Raw genomic sequence first — 21,334 nt, 5'->3', positions numbered from 1 at the left:
TGTAGGGGTGAAATTTATGGCTGTCATTACAAAAATAGAAGTACAAAAACGAATAAAAGAAAGATTTAATATTTATGTTGATAAAGGTCAAGGAGAAGAATATGGTTTCAGTGTAGATCAAGTGACCTTAATTAAACACGGGCTTCAAAAAGGCCTAGAATTTGATGATGTTGAATTAGCAAATATTTTATACGATGAAGAAGTGCAAAAAGCGTATTTATACGCCATTACTTATTTATCGCATCAAATGAGAACGAAACAAGAAGTAGAAGAGCAATTACGAAAAAAAGAAATTGGACAAGCCATCATCTCTGAAGTCATTTTAAAACTATTGCATGACCGTTATATTAATGATAAAGAGTATGCAATTGCATATGTACGTACTCATAGCAATGTGAGCCAAAAAGGACCGATTGTTATTAGACGTGAACTGTTAAGTAAGGGTGTTTCGGATATAATTATTACTCATAGTTTACAGGAGTATCCACAAGAGAAACAAATTGAAAATGGTCTTGGACTTATAGAAAAAAAGAAAAGATCTTATCAAAAACATTCTTTTCTGCAAATGAAACAAAAATTAGAAGAGATGCTAGTGCGCAAAGGGTATGGGCGTGATATCATTCAAATTTGTTTAGAAGAACTGAAGGATGAAAAGGATGATAAGCAACAAGAAGAAGCCCTTATATATCATGGTAATAAATATCATGAAAAATACAAGAAATATGATGGCTGGACGTATGAAAATAAGATGAAGCAAGCGTTATATCGAAAGGGTTTTTCGATTGATGAAATAGAAGTGCTTATTCAAATGAAACGTGAAGAGGGATGAGGGAAAATATGAGAAATATGCCAAAGCGCTATAGCGAGATGACACCACATGAGTTAAGAGAAGAAATTGGCATTTTAAAAGAACAGGCAGTAAAGGCAGAGCAGCTTGGTATTGTAAATGAATTTGATGTATTGATGAGGAAAATTGCAATGGCTCGTGCTTATATGACAGATATCGATGCATTTAAGATTGGTGAAACATATGAACTTATAGAAGAACCAGGAGTATCTTTTACCATTACGTATTTTAATGGAGTATTTGCTTGGGGCCACAAACAAAATGAAACAGAGGAAATTGGTATTCCTATTTCGCTATTGCAAAAGAAATAAAAACCAGAGAGCCTTGGCTGCTCTGGTTTTCACTTTTCGTAGTTGTTACAGGAGATAGGCAATCAAGTTTGGCGTTTTCTCATCTCATTTGCCAAAATAATAAGAGATTGATTTTGCTGCGTTTGTCCATTTACTTGTGCTTTTGCATGTTTTCGACGCGCCCATGTAGGGTTGAATAACTCGGAACGATGGTCTAAATGATCGCGGTAACTCATCTTATCACCTCGTATAGTTATCGATAAACATTTGTTATGCTTCTTCTTCTCGATTAGCGGCATGCATTCGTTCTTGCGGATGCGTATTAATAGTGCCGTTAGGTCGTTTCGAAGCAAAACGTGCTTGTGCTTTTGGCGGACCGTCTAACTTATTGTTATTTCTAGCTTCAGACCAAATTTCAGATTGTTTGCCCAAGAGGAACTCCCCCTCGCTACAAATTGATACAAAAAGTATCACTTATAGAATGTGCAATGTGAGAAAAAATATTCTATAACGTAAAATGGATAAATTGACTAAAGGAGATATAAAATGAACGATATTTTTGAAAAACTAACGAAAGAACTTCTTGAAAAAAATGCTACCCTTTCTTATTCTCAGGCGCGTACTTGGGTTGAGTTGTTATGGGAGGACTTTGGAGCGGCATATGCAAAAGTAGGAACGTATCAAGGGATTGAAATGACAGAGAAAGTTGTACGAGCGTGGATTAATAACCAAGGGGCGCGTTTGCATGAAATTCAAACGAATAATCCAAAGTATAGTCATTTAATTAATCAAGAAAATCATTTAAAACATTAAAAAACGACCAATTGAGGTCGTTTTTTTAATGGGGAATTAATTCTAATTTTTTTCGTAGTTTTTCTTCACTGAAAATCCATCCTGTGTATGAGCTTATAATATCAAGTTCTTTATTAAGCCGAACAATTGCAACAAATGGATAATAACCTTTGCTGCGATAGCGCAGATCAATAAATCGAACTTCATAATGATCGTTGTATTCAAAAATGTCCCAGCGATAGACAGGAGAAAACGATAAGAATGCTGAAATGTTTTCATCTTTTTGAGCGGCACGAATGACATCATTATTAGGTAATGGAATGCGCTCGAATTTATCATGAACCATAATATGACCGCGATGCCAATGAGCAACAAAGTAATGATCTTTTGTTACAATCGCTAAGCGGTAATGATAAAAGCGGTATGACGGTGAAATAATGACTTGTTCAACATCACGGAACCGTTTATTAACGACGCTTTTTACATTTTGACGCATTATAATTCGGCCAATATAATAAATGGTCATTAATATATAAGCAGCTACTCCTGCATAACCTTTATTTGCACCGACAAGTATACATGCAATCGCTAATAAATGAATGAAGAAAATAACTGCATCAAATGTATTAATGACGCCTAATGCCACCCATCTCTTAGTAAAGGGCCGCAGCGCTTGTGTACCGTATGCATTAAAAATATCAACAAAAACATGAAGAAAAACAGCAATAAATGACCATAAAAGAAGATGGAAATAAGGGGTTCCTTGAAATATTGCAAAGGTAATCCCGCTAACAAGAAATGACCAAAGCATAACAGCTGGGATAGAGTGAGTAATCCCGCGGTGATTTCGAATATATTTCGCATTGTTGCGCAGTTTTAAAACAGTATCAATATCAGGTATATTCGAACCGGCAATTGCGGCAAGCATCACAGCTTGCGGTCCAAAATCGCTTTGACTGATTGCTGGATCTAGTGTGGCTAGGCTTCCTAATGTAACGCCCATGACAAGATGAGTGGCTGTGTCCATGAAAACCACCTCCGTTTTTTATTAATGTAACTCTTTTTGTTTTATATCACAAGGCATTTACCTTTTATTTCTTATATCATCTTACTTAAATTTTCTCCTAAATTCTTTATAATAGTACGTATATGCAAAAAATGAGGGGGATCAAGTTTGAAGCTTGAGATACTAGATGATTTTAATATAGAAAATTTCCAACATGATTTAATCAGTTGGTTCGAAACAGAGCAGCGTGATTTACCATGGCGCATCAATAAAGATCCATATCGCATTTGGGTTTCGGAAATTATGCTTCAGCAAACACGAGTTGAAGCTGTAAAACCATATTACGCAAACTTTATGGAAAAGTTTCCATCGTTAGAAGCATTAGCTGATGCTGAGGATGAAGAGGTGTTAAAAGCGTGGGAAGGACTTGGTTATTACTCGAGAGCACGTAATTTACACGCTGCAGTCAAAGAAGTAAAAGCGCAATATGGTGGAAAAGTTCCAAGCGATGTAAAACAAATTGAAAAGTTAAAAGGTGTAGGTCCGTATACAAAAGGAGCAATTTTAAGTATCGCTTACGGAATTCCAGAGCCGGCTGTTGATGGAAATGTGATGCGTGTATTATCACGAATTTTATCGATTTGGGATGATATCGCTAAACCAAAGACACGTAAATTATTTGAAGATATTGTTCGTGAAATCATTTCAAAAGAAAATCCATCTTATTTTAACCAAGGATTGATGGAATTAGGTGCACTTATTTGTGTTCCTAAAAATCCATCTTGTCTTCTATGTCCTGTTAGAGAACACTGCCGCGCGTTTGCAGAAGGAGTACAAAAGGAATTGCCTGTGAAAAGTAAGGCGAAAGCACCGAAAATGGTTCCAATCGTTGCCGGTGTATTGCGTACAGAAGACGGTAAATATGTCATTAATAAAAGAGGAAGCACAGGGCTACTTGCTAACATGTGGGAATTTCCTAACGTAGAAATTGGAGAAGGAATTCGTAACCACAAACAGCAATTGACAGATTATATGAAAGAGAAGTTTTCTCTTTCTGTTTCTATTGATGATTATGCAATGAATGTTCAGCATACATTTACGCATAGAACGTGGGATATATTTGTATTTTATGGTACAGTAACAAATTCAATTGTTGAAACAGATATTTTAAAGGTGATAACGGTTCAGGAATTTGAACAGTTACCAATTTCTAAATCGCATCGAACAATTTTTGAAGAGTGTGTGAAAAAACTCCAGCCGTAGCGGCTGGGGTTTTTAATCATAGGATATTTTTGTCCCGCTATTCGCGGGCAGTAAGACCCCCACCTCAAGATGCAGAGAAAAGCGTTGTCCAGCTCTAGCGGCTAGAATCTCCGGTCGTTTCGCCCCCTCGGACGAGGCAAAAAGCGCCTCTCTGTCGGGTGCTCCAACGTCCTGCGATTCTGGGCGAGCCGCTTCCGCTTTTCTACAGAAGAGAGGTGGGGGATAACTGCTGGCATGCGCCCGATTGGTGAGAGCTTTCCATCAGTGGGGAATGAAGAAAACCCCCACTGATGGAAGTTTCACTTTATACCATGTGTCTAATCAGCTTATTGCCGCTGTAAACCACCGCGTGCTTCAATTTCTTTTACAATTTCTTTGTAAATAGTTTGGCCTTCTACATTTAAATAAGGCATTATTTGCTGCAGAGAATGATGAAAATGAGCGAGTTCATCTTTTTTCCATTGATTTCTTGGAGTCATTGATAATTCTGTCATATCACGTCCAACATACATATATTTACACCTCCATCATAGTTAGTTTGAATGAACGTTTTTGTCTGTATACGTAAAAAAATATTTTTCTTTTCACATTTTTAACGGATATGTTCAGTGAAGGATGGTTACATTATTTGTTGTGGAGGTGAGAAAGATGAACAAAAAACAACAAGGTTTTGGAAAAACGACTTCTGGTGCTAGCATTCAAAGCGCAAAACAACAAAGCGCTAGCTATGGCACAGAATTTGCAACAGAAACAAATGTACAAGCAGTAAGACAACAAAACGCACAAGCAGAAGCTAAGAAATCACAAGCTTCTGGCGCTGCTAGCGCTGCTCAAAGTGCAGCTGCTAGCTATGGTACAGAGTTTGCAACAGAAACGAATGTACAAGCGGTAAAACAACAAAACGCAAAATCAGCAGCAAAAAAATCACAATCTTAATAACAAAGAAAAAAACACTCCTTTAATGTAAGAGGAGTGTTTTTTCTTTGTTATCCCGCATTAACGGACAGTAAGACCCCACCTCAAGATTCTGGGAAAAGCGAAGAAGGTAGGTGAGGAATAACTGTCCGTAAAAGCCCGATTGGTTGACTAACCTTCTGGGGAAAAACGCTCCCAGAAGGAAGTTTCACTTTATCCCGCTATTCGCGGACAGTAAGACCCCCGCCTCAAGATTCAGAGAAAAGCGAAGAAGCTAGGTGGGGGATAAAGAAAACCCTCATTGATGGAAGTTTCACTTTATTTGTGAGAGCCGACATAACTTCTAATAAGTCAACAAATATAGTCAAAGGAGAAGGAACGTTTTTCTTCGAAACTATGTAATAGTATTTTTAAGGAGGTATGGAATGAGATCGTTTGATGAACTGGTTGAAGAACAATTGAGGACGATGGACGAATTGTTAAAGTTACAAGTTCATTTAGAAAAATACCAACACCTTGAAATGAATCAGCAAGATGCGAAAGAGCTCCATTTTATTCGTCAAGAAATCCAAAAAACAGAAAAAACATTAAAAGATTTACAGGAGAAATTTGAACAGCAAACAGCAGCAGTGATTCATTCTTTTGAAAATGAGAAAATGCTTTCGAACTAAGAGACGATTTTGTAAATCGGCTCTTTTGTTTTAAAATTTCGACAGAACCGTTATAATAAAAAGAAAAGTGAATTAGGCTCAATATGTTTTGGGACAAGAGTAAAAATGAACGGTATACCAAATAACAACTTTAGAAGAGCGTTCACGGCGAAAGAAGGGAGAAAGTATGGGATTTCCCAAAGAAGGAGAAAAAATACAAATACATAGTTATAAACATAACGGTTCCATTCATAGAATGTGGGAAGAGACAACGGTTTTAAAAGGGACACAAAGTTTTGTTATTGGAGCAAATGACCGAACGATGGTAACAGAAGCGGATGGAAGAACGTGGATTACTCGCGAGCCAGCTATTTGTTATTTTCATTCGAATTATTGGTTTAATATTATTGGAATGCTGAGGCAGGAAGGTGTGTACTACTATTGTAATTTAAGTTCGCCATTTGCCTACGATTATGAAGCATTAAAGTATATTGACTATGATTTAGACATTAAAGTGTATCCTGATATGACGTATACATTGTTAGATGAAGATGAGTATGAAAAACATCGTGAGCTTATGAACTATCCAGCTGTAATTGACACTATATTAAAAAGAAATGTTGAGTATTTAACACAATGGATTCATCAACGAAAGGGCCCATTTGCTCCTGATTTTATTGATATGTGGTATGAACGATATTTAATGTATAGAGACTAGAGAAAAACCTGCTAGGGCATCCTGCAGGTTTTGTCTTGTTAGAACATGATTGGGGGAGTGGCATGAAAGGAATAAAACGGTATCTACAATTTGTAAAGCCGTATCGGTGGCTCATTACGGTTACAATTGTAATAGGTCTCATTAAATTTGGTATTCCGCTTATTATGCCTTGGTTATTAAAGTATATTATTGATGATATTATTCAAGGAGGAAGCTCACTCGAACAGAAAACAACTCAATTATTCACGGCCATTGGGATTGCGTTGTTTATTTTTGCGGTGCTACGGCCTCCGATTGAATATTATCGTCAATATTTTGCACAGCGCATTGGAAATGCAGTGTTGTATGATTTGAGAAAATATATTTTCGCACACTTACAAAAATTAAGCTTACGTTATTACTCTAATACGAAGACCGGTGAAATTATTTCTCGTGTAATTAATGATGTTGAACAGACAAAAGATTTTGTTATTACTGGATTAATGAATGTTTGGCTTGACACAGCAACAATTTTTATTGCAATTGCGGTTATGTTTTCGATGAATGTGAAACTAACACTTGTTTCCTTACTCGTATTACCTGTTTATGTAGTTGCAGTTAAATACTTCTTCAGTCGTCTTCGAACATTAACACGTGAGCGTTCACAAGCGCTGGCGACGATGCAAGGGTATTTACATGAGCGTATTCAAGGCATGCAAGTGACACGCAGCTTTGCGTTAGAGGAGTATGAAAAAGAGCAATTTCAAGAGAAGAACAGCAAATTCTTAACGAAGGCGTTAACACATACGAGCTGGACAGCGAGGACATTTTCTACTGTAAACACATTAACGGATCTTGGTCCTTTAATCGTAATAGCTTTTGCTGCTTATGAAGTCATTCATGGATCGTTAACACTCGGTACAATGGTAGCTTTTGTTGGCTATATGGATAGTCTATATAGTCCATTACGCCGTCTTGTAAACTCTTCAACCACACTTACGCAATCTTTTGCCTCCATGGACCGTGTTTTTGAATTATTAGATGAAGAGTACGATATTGTAGACCGTCCAGATGCTATTACAAAGAAGTCACTTCGAGGTGAGGTTGTATTTGAAGATGTTTCATTTCGCTACAATGAACATGAACAAGATGTGCTCCGAAATATTTCTTTATCTATTTCACCAGGTGAAAAAGTAGCGCTTGTTGGTTTAAGCGGGGGTGGAAAGTCTTCGCTTGCAAGTTTAATTCCTCGTTTTTATGATGTTTCTAAAGGATTGATTTATGTAGATGAGATTGATGTTAGAAATTACGATGTGCGTAATTTACGTGGTCATATTGGTCTTGTTTTGCAAGATAACATTTTATTTAGCGATACGGTTGGAGCGAATATTTTATATGGAAGACCTGAGGCGACAGAAGAAGAGGTAGTAGAAGCAGCTAAAGCTGCACATATTCATGACTTTATTATGAGTTTGCCTGATAGATATGAAACGGTGGTCGGGGAAAGAGGTGTGAAATTGTCAGGTGGGCAAAGACAACGCATTGCAATTGCACGTGTATTTTTAAAAAATCCCTCACTGCTTATTTTAGACGAGGCTACATCTGCGTTAGATTTAGAAAATGAACGTTATATTCAAGAAGCACTGCAAACGCTAGCTGCTGATCGAACCACTATTATTATTGCGCATAGATTATCGACAATTACACATGTAGATACAATTATTTATTTAGAAGACGGTGAGATAAAAGAAAAGGGTTCTCATCAGCAATTAATGCAAAAGCGTGGTCATTATTATAATTTATATCAAATTCAACATATAAAAGAAACGACCCCTTCGTAATGGTGAAAGGGTCGTTTTTTATTCATCTTCTTGTTTATCATGAATTTTCAGTTCGTCTTCTGGCTTATGATACGTATAGAAGCTGTCTACAAGTAAATCTAGATGCTCTACTTCTTCGCTATAATTAATAATAGCTGAAACGAGAGTGAACAGGTGAAGCCATATTTTATAACTTTCTTCATCTTCTTTATTTTGGTAGTTCATAAATATGTCAATTAGTTGTTGTTTACCAATAGAAACTTCGTCAAGAAATTCAACAGATTGTTGTTTCTTTGCTTTCCCAATAAATTTCAGCAATACTTGCTCATGATAATGTGTTAACGAATCAAGTTCATTTTGAATCGATTCTTGAAATGATTCTGGCATATAACGTAATTCGTTTTCTGTTCGATGTAATGCTTTTAATGTACTCAAAGCACGATTAGTTGCCGTTAACATTTGTCTAAATAAAACTAACTTACGAATTTTAGCAAATTGCACTTTTTTCGTATAGCTTCTTTCTTCCTTATACAGTAAGTAGTAATGATTTAGACGAATCATTTTTTCTTTCATATGGTCAATATCTGTTTTCAATGTTGTGAAATCAGATGCTTGCCTGCTGCTCATACGAATCCATTTTACGACTTCTTCTGTATTATCCACGATTTTATGATAGAGTTTTGTTTCGTATTTTGGCGGCATAAATATTAAATTTACTAGAGATGCTGCGATAATCCCAACCATAATTGTTGCAAAGCGTAATAGGGCAAAGTCAAAGAAATTTGCACCTTGATATTCCATAATGGCAATAACAGTTACAAGGGCAATGGAAATTGTATTTTCTAAATGTAGTTTTAAAGTAAGTGCAATAACTAATATACATGTTAACCCAATAATAAAAGGGTTATTTCCAAAGGCAAACACAAAGACAATGGCAAAAATTGCCCCAATTACATTTGCTTGAATTTGTTCTAGAGCTGTTAAATATGAGCGGTACACAGAGGGTTGTACAGCAAAAATTGCTGAGATCCCAGCGAATACAGGGCTTGGTAATCCAAGCAATAAACATGCAAATAAAGCTAATGTAATGGCAATACCCGTTTTTAAAACGCGAGCACCAAGTTTCATACTCTTTTTTATATCCTTTCTTTCTTGTCATAATGAATGTACAACATGATACTATACATTCATTAACTTATGTTAGCAAGTAATATTTTAATGAAAAAACCTGCTGAATTTCAGCAGGTTTTTTTAATTTGTTATAGCTTACTATGAGAAACATAAGTCGTCAATGAGAAAGCTGTTATTCTTTTATTTTACTCTGTTGAAACAGACGGATCTGCTTGCTCTTTTGCTGGAATTACTTCGTAGAAATGAGAATCCAGATCTATTAGCAAAGGTGAAAGAAGAGCAACTTCTTCATATTGTTCATGTTCCTTTAGCACGCGGAGATAGTCCGATAATAGTTCGTTTACATCAGATTCTCCTGTTTTACTGAGTGGACGAAGCGTAACGTTAGCGCCTTTTGCAATTCGTCGCTCTAGTGCTTGCTCTGTTAATCCAAGATCAGGTTGATGACGTAAGTATACAACTCCGCCTGTCATTCCAGCACAAATCCATGGACCAGGGTCACCGAGGACGAGCGCGCGACCATTTGTCATGTATTCAAAAGCAAATCCTTTTATATTAGCGTGAACACCGATATTTCCATGTTCTTCTTTCGGAAGTGATGTTGTCATTCTTCCGCCAATAATCATATCAGCACCTGATAGACGAATTCCAGCTCTAGCATCAGCATTTCCTTGTACATATAATGATCCTTTTTGTGCTCCGTATCCAAATCCTTTTCCAACAGAACCGTTGTAGTATTTACTGTCTTTTCCTTTTGTTTTTGTAATGTAAATACCGCCTCCGAAAGCTGTTTTTCCGATGCCGTCTTGCGCGCCGCCGTTGACATGAATGAACAGGTTTTCGCTATTATAGGCACCTAAACCATTTCCGGGAACGGAACCATTTGTGTATTTTAATGTGATTGGCTCTAATACATGATTTTCATATAATTTACTGCGCACGCGGTAGCAAGATTCCATGCCGCCCATTACGCGCTGATCGACACCAACACTAACAAGTTCTTTTGATTCAATGGCATAATTAGCCTCACTACACTTTTGTTGTGATGTTGTTTGCGGAGCATCGTACGTTACATCTTCTAATGTTTGTAATAGGTAATGTAAATTTAGCAAATGCTGACCGTGTGCTTGTTCTAATAAGTCGGAACGTCCGACAATTTCTTGTAAGTTTACATGACCGAGCTGTCCTGTTAATCGCTTTAGTTCTGTTCCAAATGCTGTGAATAAATTCAATAATCCTTTTACAGCACTTTCAAAATCTCGTGGCACAAAGCGGCGCAGACCGTGTTCTTTCGCTTGCGCTTCTGATTCAATTTGCGTTGCAATTCCGACATGACATGTATCTAAATGACAGCCGCGGCATGTCGTACAACCGATGGCAATCATAGAAAGTGTACCAAAGCCAATGCGATTTGCACCAAGAAGCATTATTTTTAACGCATCTGCAGCACTGCGGATACCACCGTCAGCCCAAATTTCTACATGATGTCTCATCCCAGCTTCTGATAGAGCATTATGAGCAGCTTTTACACCAATTTCAACAGGAAGACCAACGTGTTGCAAGGCATGAATACGAGCTGCACCTGTCCCGCCGTCGAAACCGCTAATGTTAATAAAATCAGCACCAGCTTTAGCGATGCCTACCGCAATGGTTCCAATATTAGGGACAACAGGAACTTTAACAGCAACTTTTGCATGTTGATTAGCCGTTTTAATTTCTGTAATCATTTGTGCTAAATCTTCAATCGAATAAATGTCATGGTTATTAGAAGGAGAGATTAAGTCCGAACCAATTGTTGCATTTCGCGCTTCTGCAATTTTTGCCGTTACTTTTGAGCCTGGTAAATGTCCGCCTTCTCCCGGTTTTGCTCCTTGCCCAATTTTTATTTCAATTAAATTAGAGGAATTGAGCAATTCAGCGTTAACGCCAAAACGTCCTGATGCAACTTGTTGTCCACGTGTATGTGGATATTTGCCAATCATATCTTTAATTTCGCCGCCTTCACCATTTAAACTAATCATATTTAATCGGTCGGCAGCTTCAGCATAAGCGCGGAAGGCAATTTCATTTTGTGAGCCAAATGACATCGAGCTAATAATAAATGGTAGGCTATGATTTTTTATTGCAATTGAAACGCGTTCAATTGGAACTTTATGATTTGTTTCCTTTATTTTTATGAGATGACGAATTGTTGTTGGATTTTTTTCTTCTAATTCTTCTAGCTTTTCACGATAGTCATCGTAGGCATTCCCTTTTGCGATGTCCCCAATCGCTTTCCAAATTCGTGGGAATAGATGAAACGTTTTTCGTATTTTTGCTTTTTCGTTTGTATAATCCATTGCCCGAGCTTTTGCATCTTCAGCTAATGTTTCTAGTGAAAAAGCTAATGTATCAGATCCAAGAAAGTTTGTAATATCCAGTATACGTGCAATCTCTTCGTGTAGACCAATGGAAGAGAAGAGGCGGCCGTAGCCTCGTAATTCATGAATTCCAAGTGTTGAGATGACTTTCTCAAGCCCTTTATTAAATGCGTTATATAAATTTAGAATAGGCTTTTCTGTTCCGTCATTTACTGTTGCAAATGTAAGGTACGGATTTATAACATCTGCCCCTAAACCATATAACGTTACAATATCATGTAAAGAACGAAGCGCTCCAGAACGTACGACAATTGCACAATCACGGCGGAGTTTATGTTTTGCAAGTTCGTTATGGATTTTTGCTGTGACTAGGTGCGGATCAATCCATAATTGGTTGTTTTGATGAGCCTTTGCATCGTCAAGTATGAGAAGAGAGGCTCCTTTTTTTACTGCTGTTACAGCTTCTGCTCCTAGTCGATTAAGTGCAGTATATAAAGTTTCATCTGCTGTAAATGTTCCAGATAATTTATAGACAGTGCTATGCAGAGAAAACATACGGATGAGTTGTTCGTATGTTACTGTTTCTAAATACTTTGCCGCTTGCTGTCCGGGTTCTCCTTCTAAGACAATTGGGCTCGGAAGTTCTACAACAAATGGTTGTTCTTCTGTGGCATACAGATTTGGGCGTGTTCCTACAATTGTACGTGTAGAGAAGTGCTCTATTTCTCGATCGCGATCAATAGCAGGATTTGTTACAACAGCAACGCTTTCCTTTATAAAGTCAGCAATATTTCTTCTGCCTATATCGAGTCCTGCAAGAGGAGCATCATGTCCGAGAGAACGGATTGGCTCAGCGCCTTTTTCAGCCATTTGTTCGAGAAGCTGAATATGCTCGCGGTCCCAGCCAAAGGCTGCGTATTGTTCTGTTTTGACTTCAGTAATTGAAGCAAGGTTATCTAGCTCTTCTGTTGGTGGAAGATGTAGATGATAACGATAGTCGATAAAGTCAATTCGCTGTTTCATACGTGCATATACTTCATCTTGATATACATCGTATTCGTATAAAATAAGCTCGCCTTGTGCATTCCGCTTTAACCCAATTTTTTCTCCAGGAGCAAGTGATTTTGGTTCTGCAACATATTCTGATGGAGAAATAACACCTGGCTCAGATGAAAAAATATAAGAATTTTCTGTCTCTATTTTCCAAACTGGTCGTAAGCCAAGGGAGTCTACACTAAAAACAGCTTCATCTTTATGTCGTGAAATAATTCCAGCGGGTCCTTGAGCAAAATGTCCCCAGGCTTCACGTATATACGTATATAAGTCTTGCATATGCAGCTTGTATAATTTAATTTCATTAATAATTGGCGGAAATAATATATCCATTGCTTCGAATAAGCTGTAGTTGTAATGAGTGAGAAGTGTTTCTAGGGTACGGTTTAAATCTTGAGAGTCACTGCCGCCAATTGTAAGTGGTACATCAATCATTTCAGCCTGATCGCGCAGCTTAGCAATTGTGTTAATTTCTCCATTATGTCCAAGAATACTAAATGGCTGAACGCGGAAAAAGTTAGATAATGTGTTAGTAGAATAACGGTTATGCCCAAGTGTCATTGTAGATGCGATAAGTGGATTTCGCAGGTCATCATAGTATGATACAAGCGTATCGCCAGCTCCTAGTACTTTATAAACAACATAATCTTGACTGAATGACGCGACATGAACAGCTTCATTTTTTTCAATTTCTATCGTTAGAGAGAATAATAATTGATCAATCTTTTCATGTTGATTTTCCGGAACAATAGCAATTTGCCAAAATAGTGGTTCTTCCTGTTTGCCGATAGGTCCGAGTGCATCAGAGTTTGTTACGGTGCTAGTTTCAAATACGATAGTTAGATTTTCTTTATGCAGCAAGGAACGAATATAATTTTGTAAGGAGTTTGTATCCCTTTTTTGGTGTAGAAAAAAATGTCCAACAATAAAGTGAGGATGGTCCACTAATGTTGGATTATAACCATTTTGAGTTAATTTTTCTTTCCAAAGTGTTTTTGGAAGATCAATATGAATTCCAATCCCGTCACCTTCATTATTAATAAATCCGGCACGATGATTCATTTTCACCAGCGACTGTATACAAAGATTAATGTTTTCTTTCGTTGGAATGTTTCGTTTTTCCATTACGGAAACGATTCCACACGCATCATGCTCTGCATTTGCATAATTTTGAAATAAAGACGGTGTCCATTTATTTGTTTTATTTAGCATCCGTCAAGCCCCCTCTGGTGTTAATTTTGAATAGTCAAAATATTAAAGGTGTGCGACACCTAATATTTTAAAATAATAAATTGTTATTCAAGACTAAAAACAAATAATTATGAATAATTATACTATCAATTCATAATTTATGAAATAGTAAAAATAAAAAAACAGAGGGGGACCTCTGTTTTTTATTTCACTAATATTAATTATTGATCAGAAAAGAGATTCACTGTTCTGTAGTTGAGCGTTATACTTCTATTTTTAGGAGTAATACCCTCATCTTAAAGTTATGCAAAAAGTGGTGAGGGTATTACTACTGGCATGCGCCCAATCGGTTAACCATCAGCGGGGGATGAAGAACCTCTACTGATGGAAGTTTCACTTTATTTTAATGCAGCAAACGCTCGGCCAACAGCTTCAATCGTGTATTCAATGTCTTCTTTTGTATGTTCTGTTGTTAAGAACCATGCTTCATATTTAGATGGCGCTAAGTTAATTCCTTCATGAAGCATTAGTTTGAAGAATTTACCGAAAATTTCACCGTCTGTATTTTGTGCAGCATCGTAGTCTTCGATTTTATCTTTAGTAAAGTATACTGTTAAAGCGCCTTTTAGGCGGTTTATTGTAATATCAATGTTGTGTATAGCTGCTTGTTCCAAAATACCTTTTTCAAGCATTGCTCCAAGTTCGTCTAGTTTTTCGTATACACCTTCTTGTTGAAGTACTTCTAAGCATGCGATACCAGAAGCCATAGAAGCTGGGTTTCCAGCCATTGTGCCAGCTTGGTAAGCAGGGCCAAGCGGTGCAACTTGTTCCATAATTTCTTTTTTACCACCGTAAGCACCAATTGGAAGACCGCCGCCGATTATTTTGCCAAGAGCAGTTAAGTCTGGTGTTACACCAAGTAGGTCTTGAGCACCACCATACATAAAGCGGAAAGCTGTGATAACCTCATCATAAATGACTAATGCACCTGCTGCATGAACAAGTTCATTTACTTTTTCAAGGAATCCAGGTTTTGGTTCGACAATTCCAAAGTTCCCAACGATTGGTTCCACAAGAATTGCTGCTACTTCATGTCCCCATTTATCTAATGCTTCTTTTAATGTCTCTACATTATTAAAAGGAACTGTGATTACTTCTTGTGCGATGCTTTGAGGTACACCGGCAGAATCAGGAGTACCAAGTGTAGAAGGACCAGAGCCAGCCGCTACAAGTACTAAATCAGAATGTCCATGGTAGCAACCAGCAAATTTCATAATTTTCGTGCGACCTGTATAAGCGCGAGCAACGCGAATTGTTGTCATAACAGCTTCTGTTCCAGAGTTTACGAAACGTACTTTATCCATTGCAGGCATTGCTTCTTTTAGCATTTTTGCAAACTTTACTTCTAAAGCTGTTGGTGTTCCATATAATACACCATTTTCAGCAGCTACTTTAATTGCTTCTGTTACGTGCGGATGAGCATGACCTGTAATGATTGGTCCATATGCTGCTAAATAATCGATATATTTGTTGCCGTCTACATCCCAAAAGTAAGCGCCTTTACCGCGCTCCATTGCAACAGGTGATCCACCGCCAACCGCTTTATAAGAGCGAGAAGGGCTATTTACACCACCAACGATATGTTCTAATGCTTCTTTATGTAGTTCTTCCGATTTTGTGAATTTCACGAAAATTCATCTCCTTACAAAAATCTATGTATTATTTTAACACGTTTTTGGAAAAGACGTATTGTTTGTGATAGTTGCTACTGTTGGGTAAACTATTCGTTGTGCTAAAATGAAACTTTCGTCGGCATTATCTGCTTCATTGATGGTTAGTTAAATGAAGCGAGTTCATAGGGAAATCCCGCAAAAGCTCGCTGATCTTTATATCATATGAAAATAAAAGGTGTTGCTTGTTAGGGAGAAACAGAAAGGAGAATGAGTATGGAGACGGTTATTGAAGTAAAAGATTTACGAAAAGAATTTACATCGTACTCAAGCCGCTCAGGATTAAAAGGAGCGTTTCGAGATTTATTAAATCGTAATTATAAGATTGTGCCAGCAGTAAATGATATTTCGTTTACTGTAAAGCAAGGGGAGATGGTTGGATATATTGGTGAAAATGGTGCTGGTAAATCCACTACTATTAAGATGCTAACAGGTATTTTAACACCGACCGCTGGACAGATCACTGTGAATGGCATGAATCCGCACAAACAAAGGGAAGAATTTGTGAAAACGATTGGTGTTGTGTTTGGGCAGCGTTCACAGCTTTGGTGGGATATTGCTGTGCAGGAGTCCTTCCGTTTGTTAAAAAAAGTATATGGTGTTTCTGATCAGCAATATAAAGAACATATGGAGCATGTGATTGAAACGTTAGATATTGGTCCGCTTTTGGACAAGCCAGTTCGAAAGTTATCCCTTGGACAGCGGATGCGCTGCGAATTAGCGGCAGCGTTAATTCATAATCCGCCGTTATTGTTTTTGGATGAACCAACAATTGGACTTGATGTTCTTGTTAAATTGAAAATCCGTGACTTTCTAAAAGAAATGAATGAGCGATATAAAACAACAATTTTATTAACGACACATGACATTACAGATATTGAAGCGCTTTGTGATCGTGTTGTTATGTTAGATGAAGGAAAAGTAATGTATGACGGATCTTTAGATAAGCTAAGGTCGCAGTGGGGAGCAGAAAAAGAAATTCATTTTCAATTTGGGACTCCCGTTGCTTATCAGCAGCTTGCGATGTTAATGCCTGATAATGATGTAGTTTGGTCGCAAGGAAGGGAACAAAATACGTGGATTGCCAAGATTCCGAATGAAGAAATTATTATTTCCACTCTTATATCAAAAGTTGTACAAACTTTTGCAATTAAAGATTTAAAAATTAATGAAGTATCTACGGAGGAAATCATTCGTAATATTTATGAAGAGGGTATAACTCATGGATAAGTATATTGAAATGATTCGTGTCCGTTTTTTAATGATGCTTGCTTATCGAACAAATTACTATAGCGGTATTATCATTTATACAATTAATATCGGAGCATATTATTTTTTATGGCAAGCAATTTATAGTGGGAAAGAAAATATCGAGGGTGTATCAGTTACACAAATGACAACATATATCGCAATTGCATGGATGGCCCGTGCTTTTTATTTTAATAACATTGACAGAGAGATTGCGATGGAAATTATGGAAGGGCGAGTTGCAGTTGAGTTAATTCGTCCATATAACTATTTAGGTATGAAAGTGATGCAAGGGTTAGGGGAAGGGATTTTTAGATTTGCTTTCTTTTCTATTCCAGGTATGATAATCGTTACATTGTTATTCTCACTGCAAATTACAACGAATTTCCAAACGTGGTTGTACTTCTTCCTATCGCTATTATTTAGTTTTATCATTAATACACAAATTAATTTAATGACAGGGATGTTAACGTTCTTTTTATTTAATAATAATGGAATTATGTATGCGAAACGTGTCGTTATCGATTTGTTTTCAGGACTATTAATCCCAATTAGCTTCTTTCCGTTATGGACTCAAAAAGCAATGATGTTTTTGCCGTTTCAAGCGATTAGTTACATTCCAAGTATGATTTTTTCTGAAGGCATACAAGGTGAGGCAATTTATAAAGCTTTATTATTTCAAATAACATGGGCGGTTCTGCTCATTATTCCAATTGTTATGATGTGGAAAACAGCGAGAAAACGGCTGATTGTGCAAGGGGGATGATGAGAAAATGTTATATTTTAAGTTGTTTTTACAATATGCAAGTCAATATATAAAAACGAAGCTAGAATATCGCGGTGATTTTATTGTTGGTTTACTATCAGATTTATTGTTACAAGCAGTAAACTTAATCTTTATTCTTGTTGTATTTGGACATACACAAGAATTGAAAGGGTGGAATAGGGAGGAAGTTATTTTTATTTATGGGTTCTTCTTAGTTCCATTTGCAGTTTTTTCAGCGTTCTTTAATATATGGGACTTTAATGATCGTTATATCGTAAAAGGTGAAATGGATCGCATTTTAACACGTCCCATTCACAGTTTGTTTCAAGTCATATTAGAACGAATGGAGCTGGAGTCACTTCTTGGTGCGATAACAGGTTTTGCGGTAATGGGATATGCTGCAGTACAGCTTCAATTAACATTTCATTGGTATGATTTCTTTTTATTTATATTGATGGTACTAGGCGGTGCGCTAGTATATGGGGGAATTTTCGTAACACTTGCAAGTATTGGTTTTTGGTCAGATGCAAGAAGTTCGATTATGCCGCTTATGTATAATATCGGAAACTATGGGCGTTATCCTATTAACATTTATAATCGCGTCATTCGTTTTATTTTAACGTTTGTATTGCCATTTGCTTTTGTTGGTGTATATCCAGCATCTTATTTTCTAGGAAAAACAGAATGGAACTCTTACGCATTTGCAACGCCTGCGGTTGGAATTATTTGTTTCTCAATTGGTTTTTTCGTTTGGAATATAGGAGTAAAACGATATCGCGGTGCCGGAAATTAATAAAGTTAATTTGTTTTATGTCTTCTTTCTCTAGGTTTTATTGTCCATTGAGGATGGGATAAAACTATCTTTGTCCTCATACAAATAAAATGAGGTGGAGGACATGTTATGGGGAATTATTTTATTTATTGCTGCGATTGCTGTGTTACGAAGTATCCAATTGTTATGGAGTTCGGCGGGGGAATCAAATCGTTTCTTTTCTTTGTATAATCTTATTTCATTATTTCTTATTTATACAACTATACTAATTGCGTTTGCGTTAAGTTATGTTGTTTTAGAAGAAAGTGGATTTTCGGTATTACAGGAAGACGGAAAGATGATAACGAGTCATTCATTTTCACTTGTAGAGGTATGTTTATATTTTAGTGCGATTACATTACTATCAGTTGGATATGGGGATGTAACTCCTATTGGAATTGGGCGTTGGATCGCGATTGTAGAAGCGCTAATAGGGTATACGATGCCATTTGCGTTTGTTGTACGAACAGTTATAGAAACTGAAAAATGATATGATATTTGATATAGTGGAAGAAAAAGACAAGGAGTGATTATACGTGGTTGCAGTAGGACAAATGGCACCAGATTTTACGCTAGAAGCAAGTAACGGAGAGCAAGTAAAACTATCTGACTTTCGCGGGAAACATGTTGTACTTTATTTTTATCCGAAAGATATGACACCAGGTTGTACAACAGAAGCGTGTGATTTTCGTGATGCATACGGGGTGTTTCAAAAGAAAGATACAGTTATTCTTGGGGTGAGTCCTGATCCAGTAAATAGACATTTAAAATTTATTGAAAAACATGACTTACCATTTTTACTTTTAGTGGATGAGCAACATGAAGTAGCAGAACTATATGATGTTTGGAAGCTAAAAAAGAACTTTGGAAAAGAATATATGGGTATTGAGCGTTCTACATTCCTCATTAATAAGGAAGGGGAACTCGTTAAAGAGTGGCGTAAGGTGAAAGTAAAAGGTCACGTAGAGGAAGTTTTGTCTTATATAAAGTAAAGTAAAAATTGCATCAATAGAGGTGGAGTTTTACCCACTTGTGCAGCACGAAATAATAAGTGAAATATTACAAGGCATATGTCTATACACTTTTGGGAATTTTTCATATGTTAGTAGTGTAGGGCATACCTCCTCAGGTGATAGTTTTCCATGTGCGAGTTTTTTCTCGCACTTTTTTTTATGCATATGTATAAAAAAAGGCAGGCTCATATAAGAATAAAATGAAACTTCTATCAGTGGGAGGCTTTATCGCTCACTGATGGCCAGTTGAACCAATCGGGTTCTTAGGGATAAAATGAAGCTTCCATCGTTCTCACCAATCGTACTTTTATTCCTTATTAGAGTGAAATGAATATAAGATGAAGAATAAAACCACATAGTTATAGTAGAAATGTTGACGAGTGAAAGGAAAAGGAGTACACTCTTTATAAGAATTATAAAATAATAATCCGTATAGAATCGGGGTGCATGACGGTGGTCAAAGAGGAATTAAAAGAAGCGCTGGAAATGTTGAAAAATACGGGTGTACGCATTACTCCACAGCGTCATGCTATTTTAGAGTACCTTGTGGAATCTATGACGCACCCAACAGCGGATGAAATTTATAAAGCATTAGAAGGTAAGTTCCCAAATATGAGTGTTGCGACAGTTTATAATAACTTACGCGTATTTAAAGAAGTAGGGCTTGTAAAAGAACTTACGTATGGTGATGCGTCTAGCAGATTTGATTACGTTACAAGCCAACATTATCATGTTATTTGTGAAAAATGTGGGAAAATTGTAGATTTTCCGTATGCAAGTTTAGAGAAGATTGAGGATGAAGCTGCGAAAGCAACTGGCTTTGTGATCAATAGTCATCGCTTAGAAATTTACGGCGTTTGTCAAGAATGTAATAAGTAATAAGAATGATTAAGGGGCTGACATTTTAAGTCAGCCTCTCTTTTTTTAGAAGTAAACATATACTCTTCATTAGGCTTTGTAATTTTTACGGTTGTATTTTTCATCAAATTCTTTTCCTTCTAAATTACGATCGAGTGTTAGCGGCTGGTTGCAATGCATACAAGCGTCGACTCGTCCAAGTATTTTCGTTGATTTATTGCAAGATGGACAAACAACTTGGACGGTCTTTGTTGATAGCATACCAATCCAGAAGTACACACCTGTGCTAGCGATGACGGCTAAAAAACCAACCATCATGAAAATGGTCATAATAATCATGTTTTCTCGAAAAAATACCCCTAAGTATGCAATAAAAAGCCCGATAAATACTAAACTTAATGCAAAGGTTCTAATCTTATTGATTTTATTTGAGTATTTAATGCTCATTCCCTTCACCTTCCTATAAAGATAATATATCATATATTTCTGAATTTTTGGATGATTGATACCTTATTTACTGAATGCTGTATAGAGTTACGAAGATATATATTTTATAACTAAGCTAAGCCAAGAGTAAAAGTTGATGTGAAGGAATAGAGGTCTTCTTATGTAGTGATTTAACTATAGTTGGGTAGTGTTTAAACGGGATGTGAAATTTTTTATAAAAAGTATTGACCCTCTGTAATGGCCGTGTTATATTAATAAACGTCGCTGATGCACAAGAGCAGAAAGCGAAAAGAAAAAAGAAGTAAAAAACAATGTTGACATCGAAAAACAAAGATGCTAACATGAGGAAGTCGCAATTGAGCGGCGGATAAGTTCTTTGAAAACTGAACGAAACAAACAACGTGAAACGTCAATTTTTATTTATGATGCTAGACAAACACTTTATT

22 protein-coding genes are annotated in these 21,334 nt (G+C 36.7%); 14 read left to right on the top strand and 8 right to left on the bottom strand.

From position 1 onward, the window contains the following. Window positions 1-16 precede the first annotated feature (16 nt). Window positions 17-829: a recombination regulator RecX gene (gene recX, locus ACTDJC_RS17505; RefSeq protein WP_440604209.1), complete on the top strand. Its 813-nt coding sequence runs from the start codon at window positions 17-19 to the stop codon at window positions 827-829. 8 nt (window positions 830-837) lie between these two features. After that, window positions 838-1,158, top strand: a complete 321-nt coding sequence (locus ACTDJC_RS17500; RefSeq protein ID WP_440604208.1) for a YfhH family protein — start codon at window positions 838-840, stop codon at window positions 1,156-1,158. A 62-nt stretch (window positions 1,159-1,220) separates the two neighbouring features. On the opposite strand, the gene ACTDJC_RS17495 is transcribed toward ACTDJC_RS17500, so the two are convergent. Together ACTDJC_RS17495 and ACTDJC_RS17490 are read right to left on the bottom strand one after the other, a co-directional pair. Then, window positions 1,221-1,373 carry a YpzG family protein gene (locus ACTDJC_RS17495; protein WP_098306887.1) on the bottom strand — a complete coding sequence of 51 codons (153 nt, stop codon included), beginning with the start codon at window positions 1,371-1,373 and terminating at the stop codon, window positions 1,221-1,223. Between the two features lie 34 nt (window positions 1,374-1,407). Beyond that, on the bottom strand, window positions 1,408-1,569 hold the full coding sequence (locus ACTDJC_RS17490) for a small, acid-soluble spore protein K (RefSeq protein WP_098306889.1): 162 nt from the start codon (window positions 1,567-1,569) through the stop codon (window positions 1,408-1,410). A gap of 114 nt (window positions 1,570-1,683) precedes the next feature. On the opposite strand from ACTDJC_RS17490, the gene ACTDJC_RS17485 reads away from it, so the two are divergent. Continuing rightward, the gene (locus ACTDJC_RS17485) at window positions 1,684-1,950 is read left to right on the top strand and encodes a YfhJ family protein (protein ID WP_440604207.1); all 267 of its coding nucleotides are present in this window, start codon (window positions 1,684-1,686) and stop codon (window positions 1,948-1,950) included. A 25-nt stretch (window positions 1,951-1,975) separates the two neighbouring features. Here the strand turns inward: ACTDJC_RS17485 and ACTDJC_RS17480 are convergent, their stop codons facing one another. Continuing rightward, window positions 1,976-2,956 carry a metal-dependent hydrolase gene (locus ACTDJC_RS17480; protein WP_440604206.1) on the bottom strand — a complete coding sequence of 327 codons (981 nt, stop codon included), beginning with the start codon at window positions 2,954-2,956 and terminating at the stop codon, window positions 1,976-1,978. Between the two features lie 147 nt (window positions 2,957-3,103). On the opposite strand from ACTDJC_RS17480, the gene mutY reads away from it, so the two are divergent. Continuing rightward, window positions 3,104-4,198: an A/G-specific adenine glycosylase gene (gene mutY, locus ACTDJC_RS17475; protein ID WP_440604205.1), complete on the top strand. Its 1,095-nt coding sequence runs from the start codon at window positions 3,104-3,106 to the stop codon at window positions 4,196-4,198. Window positions 4,199-4,524: 326 nt separating this feature from the next. Here mutY and ACTDJC_RS17470 read toward each other — a convergent pair whose 3' ends face one another. Next, window positions 4,525-4,710: a hypothetical protein gene (locus tag ACTDJC_RS17470; protein WP_098306897.1), complete on the bottom strand. Its 186-nt coding sequence runs from the start codon at window positions 4,708-4,710 to the stop codon at window positions 4,525-4,527. Between the two features lie 121 nt (window positions 4,711-4,831). Here ACTDJC_RS17470 and ACTDJC_RS17465 point away from each other — a divergent pair, with 121 nt between their 5' ends. The 4 genes from ACTDJC_RS17465 (at window position 4,832) to ACTDJC_RS17450 (ending at window position 8,301) form a co-directional block, all read left to right on the top strand. After that, window positions 4,832-5,134 carry a gamma-type small acid-soluble spore protein gene (locus ACTDJC_RS17465; RefSeq protein ID WP_141524972.1) on the top strand — a complete coding sequence of 101 codons (303 nt, stop codon included), beginning with the start codon at window positions 4,832-4,834 and terminating at the stop codon, window positions 5,132-5,134. 404 nt (window positions 5,135-5,538) lie between these two features. Continuing rightward, the gene (locus ACTDJC_RS17460; protein ID WP_098306901.1) at window positions 5,539-5,784 is read left to right on the top strand and encodes a YgaB family protein; all 246 of its coding nucleotides are present in this window, start codon (window positions 5,539-5,541) and stop codon (window positions 5,782-5,784) included. A gap of 166 nt (window positions 5,785-5,950) precedes the next feature. Next, window positions 5,951-6,481 (top strand): nucleoside tri-diphosphate phosphatase, encoded by a 531-nt coding sequence (gene ntdP, locus ACTDJC_RS17455; RefSeq protein WP_098306903.1) that lies wholly within the window; start codon window positions 5,951-5,953, stop codon window positions 6,479-6,481. Between the two features lie 62 nt (window positions 6,482-6,543). Beyond that, complete coding sequence (locus ACTDJC_RS17450; protein WP_440604204.1) at window positions 6,544-8,301, top strand: ABC transporter ATP-binding protein; 1,758 nt, start codon at window positions 6,544-6,546, stop codon at window positions 8,299-8,301. Window positions 8,302-8,319: 18 nt separating this feature from the next. Here ACTDJC_RS17450 and ACTDJC_RS17445 read toward each other — a convergent pair whose 3' ends face one another. From ACTDJC_RS17445 to hemL, 3 genes are all read right to left on the bottom strand, one after another. Continuing rightward, a complete protein-coding gene (locus tag ACTDJC_RS17445; protein ID WP_098306907.1) occupies window positions 8,320-9,408 on the bottom strand; it encodes an aromatic acid exporter family protein in 1,089 nt (362 codons plus the stop codon). A 188-nt stretch (window positions 9,409-9,596) separates the two neighbouring features. Continuing rightward, window positions 9,597-14,036, bottom strand: coding sequence for a glutamate synthase-related protein (locus ACTDJC_RS17440; protein WP_440604203.1), 4,440 nt, complete (start codon window positions 14,034-14,036; stop codon window positions 9,597-9,599). Window positions 14,037-14,413: 377 nt separating this feature from the next. Continuing rightward, window positions 14,414-15,709, bottom strand: coding sequence for a glutamate-1-semialdehyde-2,1-aminomutase (gene hemL / locus ACTDJC_RS17435; protein WP_098306912.1), 1,296 nt, complete (start codon window positions 15,707-15,709; stop codon window positions 14,414-14,416). Window positions 15,710-15,961: 252 nt separating this feature from the next. Here hemL and ACTDJC_RS17430 point away from each other — a divergent pair, with 252 nt between their 5' ends. The 6 genes from ACTDJC_RS17430 (at window position 15,962) to perR (ending at window position 20,462) form a co-directional block, all read left to right on the top strand. Further along, window positions 15,962-16,975: an ABC transporter ATP-binding protein gene (locus ACTDJC_RS17430; protein WP_098306914.1), complete on the top strand. Its 1,014-nt coding sequence runs from the start codon at window positions 15,962-15,964 to the stop codon at window positions 16,973-16,975. Continuing rightward, entirely contained in the window at window positions 16,968-17,759 is a 792-nt protein-coding gene (locus tag ACTDJC_RS17425) for an ABC transporter permease (RefSeq protein WP_440604202.1), read from the top strand. The genes ACTDJC_RS17430 and ACTDJC_RS17425 overlap by 8 nt, the downstream gene beginning before the upstream one ends. A 7-nt stretch (window positions 17,760-17,766) precedes the next feature. Continuing rightward, on the top strand, window positions 17,767-18,552 hold the full coding sequence (locus ACTDJC_RS17420) for an ABC transporter permease (protein WP_098306918.1): 786 nt from the start codon (window positions 17,767-17,769) through the stop codon (window positions 18,550-18,552). 103 nt (window positions 18,553-18,655) lie between these two features. Further along, on the top strand, window positions 18,656-19,060 hold the full coding sequence (locus tag ACTDJC_RS17415) for an ion channel (protein ID WP_098306920.1): 405 nt from the start codon (window positions 18,656-18,658) through the stop codon (window positions 19,058-19,060). Between the two features lie 46 nt (window positions 19,061-19,106). After that, window positions 19,107-19,562: a thioredoxin-dependent thiol peroxidase gene (gene bcp / locus ACTDJC_RS17410; RefSeq protein ID WP_253628535.1), complete on the top strand. Its 456-nt coding sequence runs from the start codon at window positions 19,107-19,109 to the stop codon at window positions 19,560-19,562. A gap of 474 nt (window positions 19,563-20,036) precedes the next feature. Then, a complete protein-coding gene (gene perR, locus ACTDJC_RS17405) occupies window positions 20,037-20,462 on the top strand; it encodes a peroxide-responsive transcriptional repressor PerR (protein ID WP_176524533.1) in 426 nt (141 codons plus the stop codon). 69 nt (window positions 20,463-20,531) lie between these two features. Here the strand turns inward: perR and ACTDJC_RS17400 are convergent, their stop codons facing one another. Next, on the bottom strand, window positions 20,532-20,888 hold the full coding sequence (locus ACTDJC_RS17400) for a YgzB family protein (RefSeq protein WP_098306924.1): 357 nt from the start codon (window positions 20,886-20,888) through the stop codon (window positions 20,532-20,534). Window positions 20,889-21,334: the final 446 nt, after the last annotated feature.

The sequence above is a fragment of the Bacillus sp. GB_SG_008 genome (assembly GCF_052038115.1).
In the GTDB taxonomy this organism is placed as follows: Bacteria; Bacillota; Bacilli; order Bacillales; family Bacillaceae_G; genus Bacillus_A; species Bacillus_A rhizoplanae.
Note: the sequence above shows the minus strand (reverse complement) of the source record. Positions and strands in the feature narration are given on the sequence as shown.